The sequence below is a fragment of the Arthrobacter sp. Y3221087 genome (assembly GCF_059089905.1).
This window is the reverse complement of record NZ_JBNHFE010000001.1, coordinates 514,003-531,633: the sequence shown is the minus strand read 5'-3', so window position 1 is coordinate 531,633 and position 17,631 is coordinate 514,003. Positions and strand designations below refer to the sequence as shown.

Below are 17,631 nucleotides of genomic sequence, written 5' to 3'. Positions count from 1 at the left end.
CCTCCGTCAGCCCTTCAGGCCCTGGGTGGAGACGCCCTCAACAATGTACCGCTGGAACACAAGGAAGAAGATCAGTACCGGCAGCAGGGCCAGCACGGACATGGCGATCATGGCACCGTAGTCGGAGCTCTGCGTCTGGTCCACGAAGAGGCGCAGCGCCAGCGGCAGCGGGTACTTCTCCGGGGTGTTCAGGTAGAGCAACGGGCCAAGGAAGTCGTTCCAGCTCCAGATGAAGGAGAAGATTGAGGTGGAGATCAGCGCCGGTTTCATCAGCGGCAGCATGATGGAGGTGAAGATCCTCGCGTGGCCGGCGCCGTCGATCCTTGCGGCCTCGTCCAGCTCACCGGGCAGGTTTCGCATGAACTGGACCATCAGGAACACGAAGAACGCGTCAGCGGCCAGGAACTTGCCGATCAGCAGCGGCACGTAGGTGTCCACCAGGCCAAGCTGCTGGAACACAATGTACTGCGGGATGATCACCACGTGGAACGGCAGGAGCAGGGTGGCGATCATCATGCCGAAGAATACGCCGCGGCCGGGGAAGTTGATCCTGGCGAACGCGTAGGCCGACACGGACGCGGAGAGGATCGTGCCTACCACTGCCCCGATGGCAAGGATCAACGAGTTGGTGAAGAACTGCACAGTGGACACACCGCCGATCCCCTCCATTGCGGTGACGAAGTTGTCGAAGCTGAAGTTGTTCGACCACAGAGACGTGTTCGCACCACCGATTTCCGAGTTCGGCTTGAACGACGAGGCGATCATCCACAGGCCCGGATAGAGCACAATCGCGGTGAGGAGGAGGGTTGCGGCATGAAAGGCCAGGCTCTTGGCCCGCTTCGCACCCGCCGACTCGGATTTCGGGTTGTAGACCGGCACCGGTGCGTCCGGGGCGGACTGGGTGGGGGTTGCCATGGTTGTCATTTTGCATCACCGCTGTAGTGGACCCAGGACTTGGACGTGCGGAAAAAGATCAGGGTGATGATGCCGACGACGATCACCAGCAGCCAGGCCATCGCCGAGGCGTAGCCCATCCGGAAGTCGCTGAAGCCCCGCAGGTAGAGGTAGAGGGTGTAGAAGAGGGTGGAACCGGCCGGACCGCCGTCACCGTTGGAGATGATGTAGGCCGAGGCGAAGATCTGGAACGCGTGGATGGTTTCCATCAGCAGGTTGAAGAAGATCACCGGGGAGAGCATGGGCCAGGTGATGTTGAAGAACTTCCGCACCGGGCCTGCACCGTCCATCGACGCTGCCTCGTAGAGCTCGTTGGGGATCTGCTTGAGCCCGGCGAGGAAGATCACCATCGGGGCGCCGAACTGCCACACGGTCAGCAGGATGAACATCGGCATGGTCATCGCCGGGTTTCCCACCCAGCCGCCGAGGTTGATTCCGAAGAAGGACAGGCCCTGGTCCACCGGACCCGAGTCGCCGAACATCGCCTTCCACACAATAGCAATGGAGACCGACGCGCCGATCAGTGACGGTGCGTAAAAGGCGGAGCGGTAGAAGCCCTGGCCGCGGCGCTTGCTGTTCAGCAGCATCGCCACTGCCAGCGCGGCGGCGAGCTTCAACGGAGTTCCGAACACCACGTAGCTGACGGTCACGCCGACGGACTGCAGGAACCGTTCGTCCTGGAAGAGGCTGGCGTAGTTGTCCAGGCCGATCCACTTGGGCGGTTCGAACAGGTTGTAGTTGGTGAAGGACAGGTACAGCGAGGAAATCATGGGCCCAACAGTGAGGGCGATGAATCCGAGCAGCCAGGGCAGCAGGAAGGTGTAGCCAGCGCGGGCATCCGCTCCCCGCTGCCGCGACTTGCGCGGCTGCGGGGAGGCGGTTTGCGTCGAACGCCTGCTCATTGTTGGGCTTTGAGTCACGAGTTCATTCCGTCAGTTGTGAACGTCCTGGTCAGGCGATGCGCCTGCTCAGGCATTCTGCTTGATGAGGTCTTCGGCTTCCTTGAACCAGCTGTCGGCAGCAGCGTTGACGTCCAGCTTGCCGTAGTTCAGCTCCGAGGCGATCCGGCCGAAGGATGCTTCCAATGTGCCGAAGCCCACGATGGGCGGCTCCGGAGCGTCCTTGAGGTACTGTTCGATGGACTTTTCGTAATCGACAACCAGCTTGTCAGTGCCTTCGAAGGTGGTGCCGTCACGCTGGGTCTTGGACGCCGGCACGCCACGTGAAGTCTTGAAGATCTGGCCCACCTCGGGGTCGTTGACCATGAAGTCGATGAACCGGGCTGCAGCGTCCTTGAACTTGGTCTTGGCGCTGGCCACCATCAGCATGGAGGGCTTCAGGAACAGGCCCAAGTTGTCCGGGTCGTCAGAGGGAACCGGAACCAGCCTGAGTTCCTTCGCTCCGCTGTCGCCGAGGTAGCCGGCCATAAAGTTGTCCCAGGTAACCTCGGAGACAGTCACATTGGAGCCCAGTGCCGACTTGGGCTTGAGCTGGGTCACCCGCTCTTCAGGGACGATGGCGGGCGTGCCGCGGAGGTCGGCGGTGAGGTTCCACCACTTCTTCAGGTCATCCTTGCTGAAGCCGAGCTTGCCGTCCTCGGTGAAGGCCTCGATGTTGTTCTGGCGGAGCCAGATGTTGAACATCCACCAGACACCGGTGTAATCAGTGGAACCGAACAACGCGCCGTTGCTCTTGCTGCCCACCTCGGTGAGGAAAGCGTTGAATTCCTCATAGGTCCACTTGCCGGTGGGCTCCGCGATACCGAGGGGAGCCAATTTGGCGGGGTCGTAGTAGACCGCGAAGGCGTTGGTGCTGGTGGGGATGCCGTAGGTCTTGCCCTTGATCTGGCCGGAAGGCAGGAGGGATTTCTCGAAGGCGTCCGTGTTGATGTTGACGGTGCCCAGGTCCAGGAGCTGGTTGCGCTGGCCGTAGTCACGCAGGTAGGAAAGGTCCCACTGCATGACGTCCGGCAGGCCGCCGCCGGCAGCCTCGGTGGCACGCTTCTGCCAGTAGCTGGGAAAATCGGTGAAGTTGCCGTTGACCTTGATGTCCGGGTTCTTCGATTCGAACAGGGCAATGGCCTTGCGGGTGCGCTCTGCGCGGTCGTCGTTGCCCCACCAGGTGTAGTTGATGGTAACGGGGTTCTCGGCGGAACCGGTCTGTCCGGAAGTGCTGGACCCGGTGCCGCACGCAGCCAGAACGCCGGCAGATGCTGTGCCGACGGCGACGGTGGTGAGGAAATGCCTTCTGTTGATCACGGGAGCCTCCTTGCTCGATGTGTGCAATCCCTGATCTCATCTACAACGCGAGTAGTGAGCTGGCTTACACGGCTTCTGAAACGATACAATATAGCCATTCCCCCATTTGGGCAAGCGTTTTCCAAACATCTGACGTTCCGACATGTTCTATCCCCGCAGCAGACATAGGAGTCCCATGACAATCCAGGCAACTTCCGGCCCGGCCAGCGTTTGGAGCAACGTCGAAGGCATTGCCTTCGGCGGTGACTACAACCCGGAGCAGTGGCCCGTCAGCGTGCGGCTGGAGGATCTGGAACTGATGCAGGAAGCCGGCGTGAACTTCCTCAGCGTCGGGATCTTCTCCTGGGCACTGCTCGAGCCTACTGAAGGGCACTACGATTTCGGCTGGCTCGACGAGGTGCTGGGCAACCTCGCGGGCATCGGCGTCAAGGTGGCCCTGGCCACCGCCACCGCCGCTCCCCCGGCCTGGCTGGTCCGCAAACACCCCGAAATCCTGCCGGTCACGGCTGACGGAACAGTGCTGGGACCGGGCTCGCGGCGGCACTACACGCCGTCGTCGGCCGCTTACCGTCGGTACGCCAAGGGCATTACCCGGGCGCTGGCAGAACGCTACAAGGACCACCCGGCACTGGCACTCTGGCACGTGGACAACGAACTGGGCTGCCATGTTTCCGCTTTCTACGGCGAGGAGGACGCGGCAGCATTCCGCGTGTGGCTGGAGCGCCGTTATGGAAGCATCGAGGCGTTGAACGCCGCCTGGGGCACGGCATTCTGGAGCCAGAACTACGCATCGTTCGAGGAGATCCTGCCTCCCGGCGTCGCTCCCAGCACACTGAACCCCGGCCAGCAGCTGGACTTCCAGCGGTTTAACTCGTGGGTCCTGATGGACTACTACCGCGACCTCGTGGCCGTCCTGCGTGAAGTGACCCCCAACGTTCCCTGCACCACCAACCTGATGGCATCGAGTGCCACAAAGGCCATGGACTACTTCGACTGGGCCAGGGACCTGGATGTCATTGCCAACGACCACTACCTGGTGGCCGCGGATCCGGAACGCCACGTAGAACTCGCGTTCAGCGCGGACCTCACCCGTGGAATCGCGGGTGGCGAACCGTGGATCCTGATGGAACATTCGACGTCGGCCGTCAACTGGCAGCCGCGCAACCAGCCAAAGCTGCCGGGCGAGATGCTCCGCAATTCCCTCGCCCACGTGGGGCGCGGGGCGGACGCCGTGATGTTCTTCCAGTGGCGGCAAAGTTTTGCCGGATCGGAGAAGTTCCACTCGGCCATGGTGCCGCACGGCGGGCGCGACACGCGGGTCTGGCGCGAAGTAGTGGACCTGGGCGCCGCCCTGAAACTGCTCGAGCCCGTCCGCGGCTCCCGCGTGGAGTCCCGGGCGGCCATCGTTTTTGACTACGAGGCCTGGTGGGCCAGCGAAATCGATTCCAAGCCCAGCATTGATGTCCGGTACCTGGACCTGCTGCGGGCCTTCCACCGCTCCCTGTTCCTGCGGGGAGTCTCCGTGGACATGGTGCATCCCTCTGCGTCGCTTGAGGGCTACGATCTGGTCCTCGTCTGCACGCTGTACTCGGTCACCGATGATGCCGCAGCCAATATTGCCTCTGCCGCTTCGGCCGGCGCCACCGTGCTGGTCAGCTACTTCAGCGGGATCGTGGACGAGAAGGACCATGTCCGGCTGGGAGGCTACCCGGGAGCCTTCCGCGAGCTGCTGGGGGTGCGGGTGGAGGAATTCCATCCCCTGCTGGCCGGGTCACAGTTGAAGCTGAACGACGGGAGCGTGTCCTCCGTTTGGAGCGAGCATGTGCACCTTGCCGGCGCGGAAGCAGTACAGGCCTTCACCGAGTACCCGCTGGAAGGCGTGCCGTCCTTGACCCGCAGGCCCGTTGGCAGCGGGGCCGCCTGGTACCTGGCGACGTTCCCCGACCGCGACGGAATCGAGTCGCTGGTGGACCGGCTGCTGGCGGAATCCGGCATTGCCCCTGCAGCTGTGGCAGATCCGGGGGTGGAGGTCACGCGGCGGCGCTCCGCCGATGGGCGCAGCTTCCTGTTCGCCATTAACCACACGCGCTCTGATGCTTCCGTTGAGGCTGCCGGGACGGACCTGCTGACTGGTGAGCCGTTCTCCGGAATTGTCGCAGCCGGCAATGTGGCGGTTATTGCCGAGGGCTAGGCCCAAGTGCACTGGGGGCGTCGCTGGTAATTGGTGACGCCCCCAGCGGTGGCGCAGGCAGCCTCGCTGCCCTGGCACACATAGATGTACGACGGCGACGCCTTGCTTGGCACCCCCGTCCCACCTTGTTTGCCACGCGGTCAGAAAAGCCTTACTGCACCGCCTGCGTCCCGGCTGGCGCCTAATTTTCCACATAGGGTTCTTCGCGGCAGTTTTTGTCAGACCCTGCTGGAAAGACTTTGTTTATGGAAGCGGTTGGGGCACTGGCCGGGGCACGAACAGCGGGAAACCCTCGCGTCATGCCGCACCAGCCCTGTCCCGCCTATCAGCTCCGCCTCAAACAGCCCGCCTTAAACAGCTCCGTCCCGGAGGAACCAGTGGTTCCTGCCGGGACGGAGCTGTCACCCGCCGTCGGACGCTGTGGGCGGAGGAGGCATCCACCCAAGGTGTCCAGAGCAGTGTTCGGGGTGCGAAGACTAACTGCTGATCGCGGACTTCATCTCGTCATGCGCCTTCTTGCCTGCTTCCTCAGTGGACAGCCGCTCGAAGAGGACCTCGGAGGTGTACCGCTTGATGATCTCCTGGATGGAACCGGCGCCCTTCGGCGGCGGAGCAGGAGCCTCGCCGAGCTCGTCCTTGATCTGGTCGATGAACTTGACCACCTTGACGTCGGCAGGGGTCAGCTTGGATTCAATGGCTGCACGGACGTCGGAGTTCGGGTATACGCCGCGGTCGGCCAGGAGCGCTTCGCCGGCTTTGACGTTGTTGGTCAGGAAGTCGATGAACTTGGCGGTTTCCTCAGGATGCTTGGTGCGTGAGGAGGCAGACCAGAACTGCGAAGCCTTGTACCAGAGTCCGGCGTCAGCGGCCTTTCCGGTCTTGGTGGGGAACCGCAGGATCTTCAGGTCCCCGCCCGATGCCTTTTCCAGGGCAGGAGCCTGGTTGGACCACCAGAAGGCCATGCCGTTCTTGCCGGTGGCGAGTCCACTCTGGTCCAGCGGCGCGGCCTCAGCCTCTACTACCTCGGAAGCGGACGGAACTGCCTGCTTCTGGCTGAGCTGCTTCAGGAACGCCCACCATTCGGCGATGTCACTCGGCTCAAAGCCCAACTTGCCGTCTGAGGTGTACAGGGACTTGCCGTTCTGGCGGAGCCAGACGCCCAGCGAAGCTTCATCGGTTCCGTAGGCAGCGGCGCCGTAGGTGCCCTTGGGAGACTTGGCGGTGATTTCGGTGGCAATCCGCTCAAAGTCCTGCCAGGTCCAGGTGGAATCGTCGGGCAGCGGCACTCCTGCAGCTTCGAAGACCTTGGGGTTGGCCAGGATCGTTGCGGCGTTAATGCCGGCCGCGATGCCGGTCAGGCCGTCGTCACTCTTGCCGGCATTGAGCGCCGCTTCGTCGAGTTTGGAAGTGTCGATCTCGTACTTCGAAAGGTCCAGGAGGGCCCCGCGGCTGGAGTATTCGGTGATGTACTTTTCGTCCATCTGAATGATGTCCGGGGCATCGTTTGCCGCCACCTGGGTGGCGAGCTTGTCCCAGTAACCGCTCCAGTCGCCGAACTCCGGCTTGATCTTGATATTCGGGTTCTCGGCTTCGAACTGCTTAATGGCTTCCTGGGTCACCTGGGCGCGCTTGTCGCCGCCCCACCAGGAGAACCTGAGCTCAACAGGGCCGTCGCTTTGCGGGGCGGCTCCCCCGCCGCAAGCGCTGAGAGCCATGACGACGGCGGCCGCGGCGGCTACGATTCCTGTCTTGCGGATTCGGCGGGCTGCGCCGGAGGAGTTTGTACCTGCAGCCTGCTTGGCAGCAGATGCAGAGCGGGGGAAAAGTGGCACTGGGTGCTCCGATCTTCTTCGATCTTGGGGTTGGGGATGTGTTGCGTCGGATGCTGAGTGTACGGGGGTCCGATGAAAGTGATAGTGAGGGGCAGTTATGGGAAAACGCTTTCTAGACCCGATGCTACAAGTAAGAAACTTGTAATACAAGATGTTGCCGGGCGAAATTCCAAAGGACGTTTCAGGGGCACCCGAGCGGCCCGCCGCAGGGACGGGCCGCTCGGGCTTGCGGGTGTTACGGGGAGGTCACTGGGTCGCGGCGCCCGCTCCTCCCGCTGCAGACTACTTGATACCGGTGGTCGCGATGCCCTTGATGAGGAACCGCTGACCGAAGAGGAAAACCAGGAAGACCGGCAGGAGGGACACGATGGACATGGCGAACAGTGAGCCCCAGCTGGTTGCGGACTGTGAGTCAACGAAGGCCCGCAGCGCTACCGGAACGGTGAACATGTCCGGATCCGTCAGGTAGATCAGGGCTCCGAAGAAGTCGTTCCAGGTCCAGATAAAGGTGAAGATGGTGGTGGTGGCCAGGGCCGGCACCATCAGGGGCAGGATAACGCGCAGGAAGATGCGTGGGTGGCCGGCGCCGTCGATCCTCGCAGCCTCGTCCAGGTCCTTGGGGATGCCGCGGATGAACTGCACCATCAGGAAGACGAAGAAGGCTTCAGTGGCCAGCAGCTTGGGTACGATCAGCGGCCAGAAGGTGTTCACCCAGCCGATCTGCGAGAACAGGATGTACTGCGGCACGATCACCACGTGGAACGGGAGCATGATGGTCAGGAGCATGATGCCGAACAGCAGCTTCTTGGCTGTGAACTGCAGCCGCGCGAAGGCGTAGGCGGCCATGGAGCACGAAATCAGGTTGCCCAGGATGCATCCGATCACCACGATCGCGGAGTTGATCATGTAGTGGCCGAACGGATGCGTCAGCGCGGACCAGCCGGAGGTGTAGTTGCTCATCTCCAGGCTGTTGAGCCACAGGCCCGGTTCGCGGAAGATCAGCTCGTTGGGACGCAGTGAGGAAACAACCATCCAGAGCAGCGGGTAGATCATCAGGCCGCCGGCCAGGATCAGGATGCCGTGCTTCATGAGTGCTTTGCTCCGCTGCGCCCGGCTGAAGGCCAGGGTTCCGCGGGACTCGCGGGGCTTGCGGTGGGTCGTAGGCTTGCCGGTGCCTCCGGACTTCTTGTCCGGGGTGGGCAGCGTCTCCAGCTTAGTCGTCATAGAAAACCCAATACTTAGAAGCGATGAAGTTGACGGCGGTGAATACGCCGATGATCACCAGCAGGACCCACGCCATGGCTGAGGCGTAGCCCATGTCGAACTGGCCGAAGCCCTTTTGGTAGAGGTACAGCGTGAAGAACATCGTGGAGTCCGAAGGGCCGCCGTTGCCGCCCGAGACGATGAACGCCTGGGTAAAGGACTGGAACGAACCGATGATCTGCAGCACCAGGTTGAAGAAGATGATCGGGCTCAGCATGGGCATTGTGATCCGCCAGAACTGCTGAAGGGTGGTGGCACCATCGACCCTTGCTGCCTCGTAGTACATGTGCGGTATCTGCCGCAGGCCCGCCAGGAAGATGATCATGGGGGCACCAAAGGTCCACACATGCAGCAGGATGATCGAACCGAGCGCGGTGCTGGGGTCAGAGATCCAGCCCGGACCCTGGATGCCAAACATCGCCAGGACCTGGTTCACCAGGCCGGTAGTGCCGAAGATCTGCTTCCAGAGGATGGCCACGGCGACCGATCCACCCAGGAGGGAGGGCAGGTAGAACACCGAACGGTAGAACGGAAGCCCGCGCAGGCCCTTGTCCAGGACAAGCGCGATCAGGAGTGCAACGGCCAGCTGAAGCGGCACGCCGATGAAGACGTACGTGAACGTCACACCCAACGAGTTATGAAGCCGCGCATCACTGAGCATGCGGGTGAAGTTGTCCAGCCCCGTCCACTCCGGGGGCTGGAGCAGGTTGTAGTCCGTGAACGACAGGTACAGGGACATCAGCATCGGACCGATGGTGATGGCCACAAGGCCCACCAGCCACGGCAGCAGGAAGATGTAGGCAGCCTTGTTGTCCCGGCCGTTCGCCTTCTTCTCCTCGGCAGTCAGCTTGCCCTTCCGCCGGGTGATGGAGCTGAGTTCGCTGATGGCGCTCACTGCGGCAACCCCGTTCCGTGCTGCAGGCCCGCTGCAACCGGCGTTCCAGCCGTGCGCGGTGCCTTGGGTATGTGTTTAGCGGCCATGCGGTCTCCTTTGGTCATCGTGGCCTCCACGTTATTGTCATCGCCGGGGCGACGTCTTCGAGCACTTTAGGGGCGCCGGAACCTGCGCCCCAACTGAGTTAGGTGTATATGGTCCGGGCGCCGCCGGTGGTGCTGATGGAAAAGCGGCTCCGTACCAAAGTAAACGGTTTCTTGACTCCTGTATAGCCCTTTGTTAGTTTTTGAGAAAGCGTTTTCTGTAACGGGCATCACTCACACTAGATCACACAACATGAGGGGCAGGACAATGCGGTTTCGTCTCAAGAAGTCAGTAACGGGGGTAGCCGGCGCAACAGCTGCGCTGGCCATGGTTCTCACCGGCTGCGGCAGCAGCCCGGAAGCAGGAAAGGTAGGAACGGCGGAGGACCCGGTCACCATCCGCTTCGCCTGGTGGGGCAACGATTCCCGGGCCAAGACCACCCTTGAAGTCATCAAGGACTTCGAGGCCGCCAACCCCAATATCAAGGTCCAGGGCGAGAACACCGAATTCAGCTCGTACTGGGACAAGATGGCAACACAGATCGCCGGCGGCACAACCCCGGATGTGTTCGCCATGAGCGGTTCGTACCCCAGCGAATACTCCAGCCGGGGCGTGCTGCTGGACCTGGACAAGGTCAAGGACCAGATCGATACCTCGAAGTTCGCCGAAGGAACAGTGGACCTGGGCAAGATCGACGGCAAGCAGTACACCATCACAGCAGGCGTCAACTCGATGTCGATGGTGGTCGACCCCACGGTTTTCGAAGCAGCGGGCGTTGAACTTCCGGACGACGAGACCTGGACCTGGGATGACTACGCGGAAATCGCCGCCGAAGTCACCAAGAAGTCCCCTGCGGGCACCTTTGGCACCACCCCCATGGCCAACGATTCCTTCCTGGCCGTCTGGGCCCGCCAAAACGGCGAGGCCCTGTACACGGACGACGGCAAGAAGATGGGCATCAGCGAGGGCACCCTTACGCGCTGGTTCGAACTGAACAAGAAGCTCATGGAAACGGGCGGTGCACCTTCCGCATCGCAGACGGTGGAAGACGGCGCGGCCCAGCCTGAGATGACCCTGATGGGCCAGGGCAAGCAGGGCATGAAGATCTCGTGGAGCAACCAGATGACCTCCTACTCGGGGGCGCCGCTGGAGATGATGAAGCTGCCCGGTGAGAGCAAGCAGCCGGGCGCCTGGCTGCGTTCGTCCATGGAGTACGCCATCTCCTCCAAGTCGGCACACCCCAAGGAAGCCGCACTTTTCATCAACTACCTGGTTAACAACATGGATGCAGCCAGCAAGATCAAGAGCGACCGCGGCATGCCTGCCAACACCGAACTGAAGGCCGGCATCACTCCCCTCCTGAAGGAAACGCAGCAGAAGGAGGCGGCGTACCTGGACCGCATTGCCGAGATGAAGATCGATCCGCCGAAGCCGTTCCCGGCCGGTTCCTCCGCCACCATGGAGGTTCTGAACCGTTACAACACGGACGTACTGTTCGGAAAGATCTCCCCGAGCGACGCTGCCAAGGGCATGATCAACGAGGTAAACCAGAACCTGGGCTGACCCCCCGGGCCTCTGCCCGTTGAACAACCGCAATCGCACCAACGACGCCAGGACAGGAGGCAGGCCAGTGGGCACCGGAGCAGGTTCCAGCGCACGCAGTACTGAAACAAGCAGTACCGGATGGGACACTGCGGCGACACGGCCCAGCGCCATCGCCGGTTACGAGGACTGGCCTGCCTACGTCGGCGAACATCCCCAATACAACGCCGGGACCCCGGCGGCGCAGGAGTTATCGGACGCGCTGGGTGTGCCCGGCGCGTCCCCCCTTCCTGGGGTCACGGTCAATTGGGAAGAAACGTACGACGGCGTCACCACTTCCCAGCTCAGCTGGCAGTTGGGCTTCGGGCCAAGGACAACGGCCTGGCTCGTCAAGCCGGCCGTTGTCCTTGGCCCATTGCCCGGGGTACTCGCCCTGCACTGCCACGGCGGGAACAAGTTTGGCGGCGCGGACCGGTTGGTGGAGCTTCCAGCGAACCATCCTTCCGCCGCGGCCGCCCGCGCCGGCCACTACGACGGACACGCCCTTGCCACCGACACCGCCCGCAAGGGCTTTGCCGTCCTCGCCCATGACACTTTTGCCTGGGGCAGCCGCCGTTTTGACCTCTCCACCCCGCCCTGGCGGACCGCGTCTGCCCTTGAGGCGCGCCGGACGCAGTGGCGGGAGGACGGCGTCGTGCCTTCCGAAGCTGATGATTACAACGCCGCGGCGGGTTTCCACGAAGATACCGTGGCCAAAACAGCCGGGCTGCTGGGCACCAGCCTGGCCGGCATGGTTGCCCACGACGACCTTGCCGCGCTGAACATACTTTCCGGGCTGCCCGGAGTCGACCCGGACCGCCTGGGCTGCGTTGGCTTTTCCGGCGGCGGCGGCCGGTCCCTGGCGCTGGCCGCCCTCTCGCCCAGGATCCGGGCGTCTGTGGTGACATGCATGATGACCACATTCCAATCACTGCTGCCCGCCTACCTCGACGCCCACTCCTGGCTGCTGCAGACGCCCGGGCTGTGGAAACTCGGCGACTGGCCTGAACTCGCTGCGCGGTCAGACGCCGATTTCCTGGTGCAGTACGCCCTGGCCGACGAGCTTTTCCCGGAGGAAGGGATGCGGCAGGCACACCGGGTGCTGGAATCGCTGCACAGCGACGGCACGTACACCGGAAGCTTCTGGCCCGGAGGCCACGTTTTCACCGCTGCCATGCAGGCCGAAGCACTCAATTTCCTGACCGGCACCCTGACACTTAAAACCCCATCCGCTACTGCCCCTTAGCCTGCAAGGACCCCTTCATGATTCAGCAATCCGCAACAGCGGAACACGGCAGCGGCCCCCGCGATGCCTCCCCTGCACCGGTCGCCGTTCCCCGTATAGCCCTGGTGGGCGTCCACGGTTTCGGTGAACGGCACCTGGCCAACCTCGCCCGGCTGGAGGAGGCCGGCGCTTTGGAACTGGTTGCCGTCGCTGATCCCAACCCTCCCGCACCGGGCCGGCTCGCCGAGTCGGTGGCCGTCTTTGCCAACCTGGACGAGCTGCTGGCCGCACAGCCGGGCGCAGACGTCGCCATCCTCGCCACCCCCATCCAGACGCACGCGCCGCTGGCCCTCGCGGCACTGGCTGCCGGGATGGATGTCTATGTGGAAAAGCCCCCGGTAGCCTCCCTCACCCAGTTCAACGAGGTCCTGGCAGCTGCCGATGCAGCAGGGAAGCTCGTCCAGGTGGGATTTCAGAGCCTCGGCTCCCATGCGCTGCCCGCCATCCGCAACCTCGTGGAATCAGGCGCGATCGGCGACGTTCTGGGCCTGAGCGCCAAGGGACAATGGGTGCGGAACAAGGCCTACTTCAAGCGCTCACGCTGGGCCGGGAAGCGCAGCCTGGACGGCATCGACGTCGTGGATGGCGTGGCCACCAATGCGCTGGCCCATGCCGTCGCTACTGCGCTGAATATGGCCGGCGCCCGCACGGTAGCTGACGTGGCGTCGGTGGAGACGGACCTCTACCGCGCCCACGATACCGAGAGCGATGACACCTCGGTGATCCGGGTCCGCACAGCGCACGGTGCCACCCTCCTCTGCAGCCTGACCCTGTGCGCCCCGGAGCAACTGAATCCCTCGGTCACCGTTCACGGCACCCGGGGTGAGATCACCCTGTTCTACACGCAGGACGAGGTTGTCATCACTACCCCGGATGGCGAGCGCCGGGAAACCTACGGCCGGACCGACCTGCTCGAAAACCTTCTCGAAGCCCGAAGCACCGGCGCGCCGCTGCTGTGCTCACTGCCGGACACCGGGGCGTTCACCACTGTTCTGGAAGCCATCCGGACCTCCCCGGCACCCCAGGCTATTGGGGCGGACCACATCAGCTGGGAGGGCGAAGGTGACGACGCGCATCCCGTGGTGCACGGCGTCGCAGAACTGATCGACCGGGCTGCAAAGGCGCAGGCTACGTTCGCCGAACTTGGCGTCCCCTGGGCCCGCGCCCTGCTACCGGTCCGTACACTGACCTTGGACGGGAAACCGGTGGCAGACTACCAGGACGGCAGCCTCATCCGTGCCGTTTCCTCCCCGCGGCCCTACCTGCACCCCGTCCGCACTCTTGCCGGCACCGTGGTGACCGATCACCAGCCGCTCGACCATGTCTGGCATCTTGGCGCCGGCGTTGCACTGCAGGACGTGGACGGCGTCAACTTCTGGGGCGGCCGCACTTACACCCGCGAAGCCGGGCAGTACGTCTGGCGCCCCGACCATGGCAGCATCGCCGTCACAGCCACAACCGTTGAACAAACCGCGGCCACGTCCGGCGGCCCGGGCGGCAGGCTGGAGGAAACGCTCAGCTGGAACGGCCCGGACGGCATGCCCGTCCTCACGGAGGACCGGACCTGGAGCTGGAAGGGCACCGGCCCGTCCGTGTGGAGCCTGTCCCTCGAGTTCGCCCTCTCCCCCGCCGGCGACCAGCCGGTCAGCCTGGGCAGCCCGGGGTCCCACGGCCGACACGAGGGCGGCTACGGCGGCTTCTTCTGGCGGCTTCCCGAGTGCCAGGATGCTTCGGTGTGGACTCCGGCCGGCGCCGGAGAATCCGCGGTGCATGGCAGCGTGACGCGCTGGCTTGCGTGGTCAGGAACATTTGGCGCGGGAACGGGCGGCGACGCAACCCTGATTTTCGTTGCTCCTGAAGGATCCACCGACCCCTGGTTCGTCCGGGTGGAGGGCTACCCCGGAGTGGGCCAGTCCCTCGCCTGGGATTCCCCTGTCATCGCGGAACCCGGAAATCCGGTTCGCCGCAACATTTCCGTCTTTGTGGCCGACGGCATCCTGGGCACAGCCGATATCGAAACGTTGATTAACCAGCAGGGGGACCTTTCATGACCCAGACAGCAGCCGCCGCACCCCAACCCGCAGCCACTTCATTGCCGGCTGCCAATGCGGGCACCGGCAGTGTGGACTTCATTCCCGGCTCCGTCCAGGAGGTCCGGGTGGCTCCGGGTTCCACGGCAGATCGCGCCGTTAAGCGCCGGCGGGTCCTGGAAATCCTGGACGCCGCCGGACGGGACTCGCTGCTCCTGACCACGCATACTGCCCTGACCTGGTACCTGGACGGCAGCCGGGTCCACATCAGCCTGGCGGGCGACCCCATCGCTGCAGTGTTGGTGGACCGCGCCGGCGACCACCTGGTGACATTCAACAACGAAGCCGGCCGCATCGCCGCTGAAGAGCTTCCCCCCGGTGTCTCCCTGCACACCGTTCCCTGGTACGGGAATCTGCACGGGGCGGCCGCCGCCGTCGGGGCTTCCGCCGGCGTACAGGACCCGCTGCCGGAAGCGGACGTCGCGGCTGAGCTGCGTGCTGCCCGGCAGCAGCTGCTCCCGGCCGAAAGCGCCCGGTACGCCCGCCTCAGCGGCGAACTGGCGGCCCTCATGACGGACGTGCTCTCCACCGCCCGGCCGGACACAACGGAGTTCGAACTGGTCTCGGCCCTGGCCGAACGCGTGGTGGCTGCGGGCGCCGAACCGTTGGTCCTCCTGTGCAACGGCAGCGCCCGCAGCACGTTCCGGCACCCGCTGGCCACGCACTCACCCCTCGGCCGCCGTGCCATGGCTGTGGTGTGCGCCCGGCGGGACGGCCTGGTCGCCAACATCACCCGCTGGGTGCGGTTCGACGCCGGCACGCCGGAGGAACGTGATGCCGAGGCACGGATCGCCGCGGTGGAGGCGGACATCTTCGACGCCACGGTTCCGGGGACGCAACTGGACCGGATCTTCGCTGAGATCAAGGCATCCTACGTCCGCCACGGCTTTGGCGAAGACCAGTGGGAACTGCACCATCAGGGCGGACCCGCCGGTTACGCGGGCCGTGATCCCCGGGTCACCGCGGCCGCCACGGACACGGTGGTACTGGGACAGGCCTTTACCTGGAACCCTTCCGGTCCCGGAGTCAAGATCGAGGACACCGTGCAGCTGACCGGCTCCGGCCTGCAGGTTCTCACAGTCGATCTCCGCTGGCCGGTTACCACCATAAACGGGCTGCAGCGCCCCGCAACCCTGCAGCTCTAGCCACGACGCTCTTGCAAATTCTGCGGTAAAACGCCAAACTCTCTCTCAGTACATGAGCTGGTCCCCGATAGTTGGACTGGCTAAATGGGATTCTAGGCCGCAAGGGTCTGGGCCCGGTTTTGCACCGGGCCCAGACCCTTGAGCTTTGTGGAGATTCTTTCGTTGTTGTACCAGTGGATGTACTCGTTCAGTGCCGTTGCCAGGGCGTCGGGGCGGTACGCCACATCCAGGTCCGGACCGGCCTCGCCCGCGAGGAACCGCTCCACTAAGGTCAGCTTGAACTCGACCGAGTACGACTTTGCCGGTTTGCTCACCAGCACTCCTTGCCCATGAATCCTCCACCGCCCATATAGTGCCCTTACCGGCACACCAGGCGCATCAAGCAAACGAGCCGCTGCCCGATACCCGATGCCTTTCCCAAACCACGCTACCGCCGCCTCGCGCTGGACTTCAGACAACGAACTACATGCACGCATAAACTGCTCCCCGGAGTCGGAACTGAATTTCTCAGTCCAACTTCCGGGGAGCAGTTCATTCTGTGGGAGAGCGTTTCGGTTAAACCAGCATCAAGTGAGGGAGCGTTACTGGGGAAGCACCAGTTCCCCGTCGACCCGGCGGGGGATGCCCAGCGGGTTGCTTTCGTGCAGCGCCGGGTGCAGCACCGTTTCCGGGGCGTCCTGGTAGGCAACCGGGCGCTGGAACCTGCGGACCGCCGTCGCACCCACCGAGGTGAAGAGCGATGTGGTGGCCGGGTAGGGGCCGCCGTGCTGCTGTGCCCAGTTGACGGCAACACCGGTGGGCCAGCCGTCGAACAGGACCCGGCCGGCCAGGTTGGACAGCTGCTCCACGAGCCCGGAAACGTCCTCGCCCGGCTGGGCGTGCACCGTGGCGGTCAGGCTGCCCGGTACCTTGGCCAGGACTGCGGACAGCTCCTCCTGGTCCGTGTATTCGATCAGCATGGTAGTGGGGCCGAAGCACTCCTCCAGCAGTTCCTCGGGGCGCTCAAGAGCCTTCGCCGCGGAGGTGGAGAAAACCACCGGGGCGGCCCCGTCGGACACCGCATCCTGGTCCACGCTGCCGCTCACAACATCAACGCCCTCCACGGAAGCGAAGCTGCGCAGGCCGTCCGGGTACGCCTCGGCGATCCGGGTGGTCAGCATGCCGAGCGCCGGCTTGTCCTTGCTGGCCTCCGCCACTTTCGTGGCGAAGTCCGTTCCCGCCGGAATGAAGACCAGCCCGGGTTTGGTGCAGAACTGGCCGGCGCCAAGGGTGAAGGATCCGGCCAGGCCCTCGGCCAGCTGCGCGGAGCGCTCCGCCAGGGCCTGCCCGGTAACGACGACGGGGTTCAGGCTGCCGAGTTCACCGTAGAACGGGATGGGCTCGGGGCGGGACGTGGCCAGGTCGAAGAGGGCGCGGCCGCCGGGGATGGAGCCGGTGAAGCCGACCGCTTTGATGGCGGGATCCTGCACAAGCGCGGTTCCCACCTCGCGGCCGGATACCAGGGCGAAGAGGCCTTCCGGCGCTCCTGCGGCAGACAGTGCATCGGCCATAATTTCGGCGGTCCGCTCCGAGAGGCGCAGGTGGCCGGAGTGGGCCTTGACAATGACCGAGCACCCCACGGCAAGGGCAGAGGCGGTGTCGCCACCGGCGACAGAGAAGGCGAACGGGAAGTTGGAGGCGGAGAAGACTGCCACCGGACCGATAGGGCGCAGGATGCGGCGGAGGTCAGGCTTGGGTGGCGTGGAGTTGGGGTCGGCATGGTCGATCACGGCTTCGAGGTAGGAACCCTCGGTGATCACGCGGGCGAACAGGCGGAGCTGTCCGGTTGTCCGGGCCACTTCGCCCGTGAGGCGGGTTGCGCCGAGGCTGGTCTCCGCGTCTGCGATTTCCACCAGTTCGGCCGCGTTGGCGTCCAGCGCGTCAGCTACTGCCGTAAGCCAGGCTGCACGTTCGGCATCCGTCGAGGCTGCAGAATTCTTGGCGGCACGGGTGGCAGCGGCGGTGAGTTCAGTCAGGGAAAGCGTTGCAGTTGTCACGTCGGATACCTGTTCTT

At 64.0% G+C, this 17,631-nt stretch carries 12 protein-coding genes and 1 pseudogene; 5 read left to right on the top strand and 8 right to left on the bottom strand.

Annotated elements, in window-relative coordinates; genetic code table 11:
• Positions 1-6: 6 nt before the first annotated feature.
• The 3 genes from AC5RUO_RS02450 to AC5RUO_RS02440 are packed head-to-tail and all read right to left on the bottom strand — an operon-like array spanning position 7 to position 3,212.
• Positions 7-924 (bottom strand): carbohydrate ABC transporter permease, encoded by a 918-nt coding sequence (locus tag AC5RUO_RS02450; protein ID WP_494009983.1) that lies wholly within the window; start codon positions 922-924, stop codon positions 7-9.
• Positions 921-1,874, bottom strand: a complete 954-nt coding sequence (locus tag AC5RUO_RS02445) for a carbohydrate ABC transporter permease (protein ID WP_494009982.1) — start codon at positions 1,872-1,874, stop codon at positions 921-923. Before AC5RUO_RS02445 ends, AC5RUO_RS02450 begins: the two co-directional genes overlap by 4 nt.
• Before the next feature lie 48 nt (positions 1,875-1,922).
• Positions 1,923-3,212 (bottom strand): ABC transporter substrate-binding protein, encoded by a 1,290-nt coding sequence (locus AC5RUO_RS02440; RefSeq protein WP_494051670.1) that lies wholly within the window; start codon positions 3,210-3,212, stop codon positions 1,923-1,925.
• 175 nt (positions 3,213-3,387) lie between these two features.
• On the opposite strand from AC5RUO_RS02440, the gene AC5RUO_RS02435 reads away from it, so the two are divergent.
• Positions 3,388-5,403: a beta-galactosidase gene (locus tag AC5RUO_RS02435; protein WP_494102711.1), complete on the top strand. Its 2,016-nt coding sequence runs from the start codon at positions 3,388-3,390 to the stop codon at positions 5,401-5,403.
• A 476-nt stretch (positions 5,404-5,879) separates the two neighbouring features.
• Here AC5RUO_RS02435 and AC5RUO_RS02430 read toward each other — a convergent pair whose 3' ends face one another.
• From AC5RUO_RS02430 to AC5RUO_RS02420, 3 genes are all read right to left on the bottom strand, one after another.
• The gene (locus AC5RUO_RS02430; protein WP_494102710.1) at positions 5,880-7,235 is read right to left on the bottom strand and encodes an ABC transporter substrate-binding protein; all 1,356 of its coding nucleotides are present in this window, start codon (positions 7,233-7,235) and stop codon (positions 5,880-5,882) included.
• A gap of 282 nt (positions 7,236-7,517) precedes the next feature.
• Complete coding sequence (locus AC5RUO_RS02425) at positions 7,518-8,459, bottom strand: carbohydrate ABC transporter permease (protein WP_494102709.1); 942 nt, start codon at positions 8,457-8,459, stop codon at positions 7,518-7,520.
• Positions 8,449-9,393: a carbohydrate ABC transporter permease gene (locus tag AC5RUO_RS02420; protein WP_494009977.1), complete on the bottom strand. Its 945-nt coding sequence runs from the start codon at positions 9,391-9,393 to the stop codon at positions 8,449-8,451. Before AC5RUO_RS02420 ends, AC5RUO_RS02425 begins: the two co-directional genes overlap by 11 nt.
• A gap of 351 nt (positions 9,394-9,744) precedes the next feature.
• Between AC5RUO_RS02420 and AC5RUO_RS02415 the strand changes: the two genes are divergently transcribed.
• From AC5RUO_RS02415 to AC5RUO_RS02400, 4 genes are all read left to right on the top strand, one after another.
• Positions 9,745-11,040, top strand: coding sequence for an ABC transporter substrate-binding protein (locus AC5RUO_RS02415; protein ID WP_494102708.1), 1,296 nt, complete (start codon positions 9,745-9,747; stop codon positions 11,038-11,040).
• Between the two features lie 67 nt (positions 11,041-11,107).
• Positions 11,108-12,304: an acetylxylan esterase gene (locus AC5RUO_RS02410; RefSeq protein ID WP_494102707.1), complete on the top strand. Its 1,197-nt coding sequence runs from the start codon at positions 11,108-11,110 to the stop codon at positions 12,302-12,304.
• Between the two features lie 17 nt (positions 12,305-12,321).
• Positions 12,322-14,394 carry a DUF6807 family protein gene (locus AC5RUO_RS02405; protein WP_494102706.1) on the top strand — a complete coding sequence of 691 codons (2,073 nt, stop codon included), beginning with the start codon at positions 12,322-12,324 and terminating at the stop codon, positions 14,392-14,394.
• A gap of 107 nt (positions 14,395-14,501) precedes the next feature.
• Positions 14,502-15,578, top strand: a complete 1,077-nt coding sequence (locus AC5RUO_RS02400) for a M24 family metallopeptidase (RefSeq protein WP_494103365.1) — start codon at positions 14,502-14,504, stop codon at positions 15,576-15,578.
• Between the two features lie 92 nt (positions 15,579-15,670).
• Here AC5RUO_RS02400 and AC5RUO_RS02395 read toward each other — a convergent pair.
• Both AC5RUO_RS02395 and AC5RUO_RS02390 read right to left on the bottom strand, forming a co-directional pair.
• Positions 15,671-15,772, bottom strand: a pseudogene (locus AC5RUO_RS02395) (IS3 family transposase); the annotation flags it as partial.
• A gap of 387 nt (positions 15,773-16,159) precedes the next feature.
• Entirely contained in the window at positions 16,160-17,614 is a 1,455-nt protein-coding gene (locus AC5RUO_RS02390) for an aldehyde dehydrogenase (NADP(+)) (protein ID WP_494102705.1), read from the bottom strand.
• Positions 17,615-17,631: the final 17 nt, after the last annotated feature.

Bases quoted from the DNA above. Each gene is read 5' to 3' on its own strand.
- AC5RUO_RS02415 (WP_494102708.1), top strand. From the start codon at position 9,745: ATGCGGTTTCGTCTCAAGAAGTCAGTAACGGGGGTAGCCGGCGCAACA.
- AC5RUO_RS02405 (WP_494102706.1), top strand. From the start codon at position 12,322: ATGATTCAGCAATCCGCAACAGCGGAACACGGCAGCGGCCCCCGCGAT.
- AC5RUO_RS02425 (WP_494102709.1), bottom strand. From the start codon at position 8,459: ATGACGACTAAGCTGGAGACGCTGCCCACCCCGGACAAGAAGTCCGGA.
- AC5RUO_RS02450 (WP_494009983.1), bottom strand. From the start codon at position 924: ATGACAACCATGGCAACCCCCACCCAGTCCGCCCCGGACGCACCGGTG.
- AC5RUO_RS02435 (WP_494102711.1), top strand. From the start codon at position 3,388: ATGACAATCCAGGCAACTTCCGGCCCGGCCAGCGTTTGGAGCAACGTC.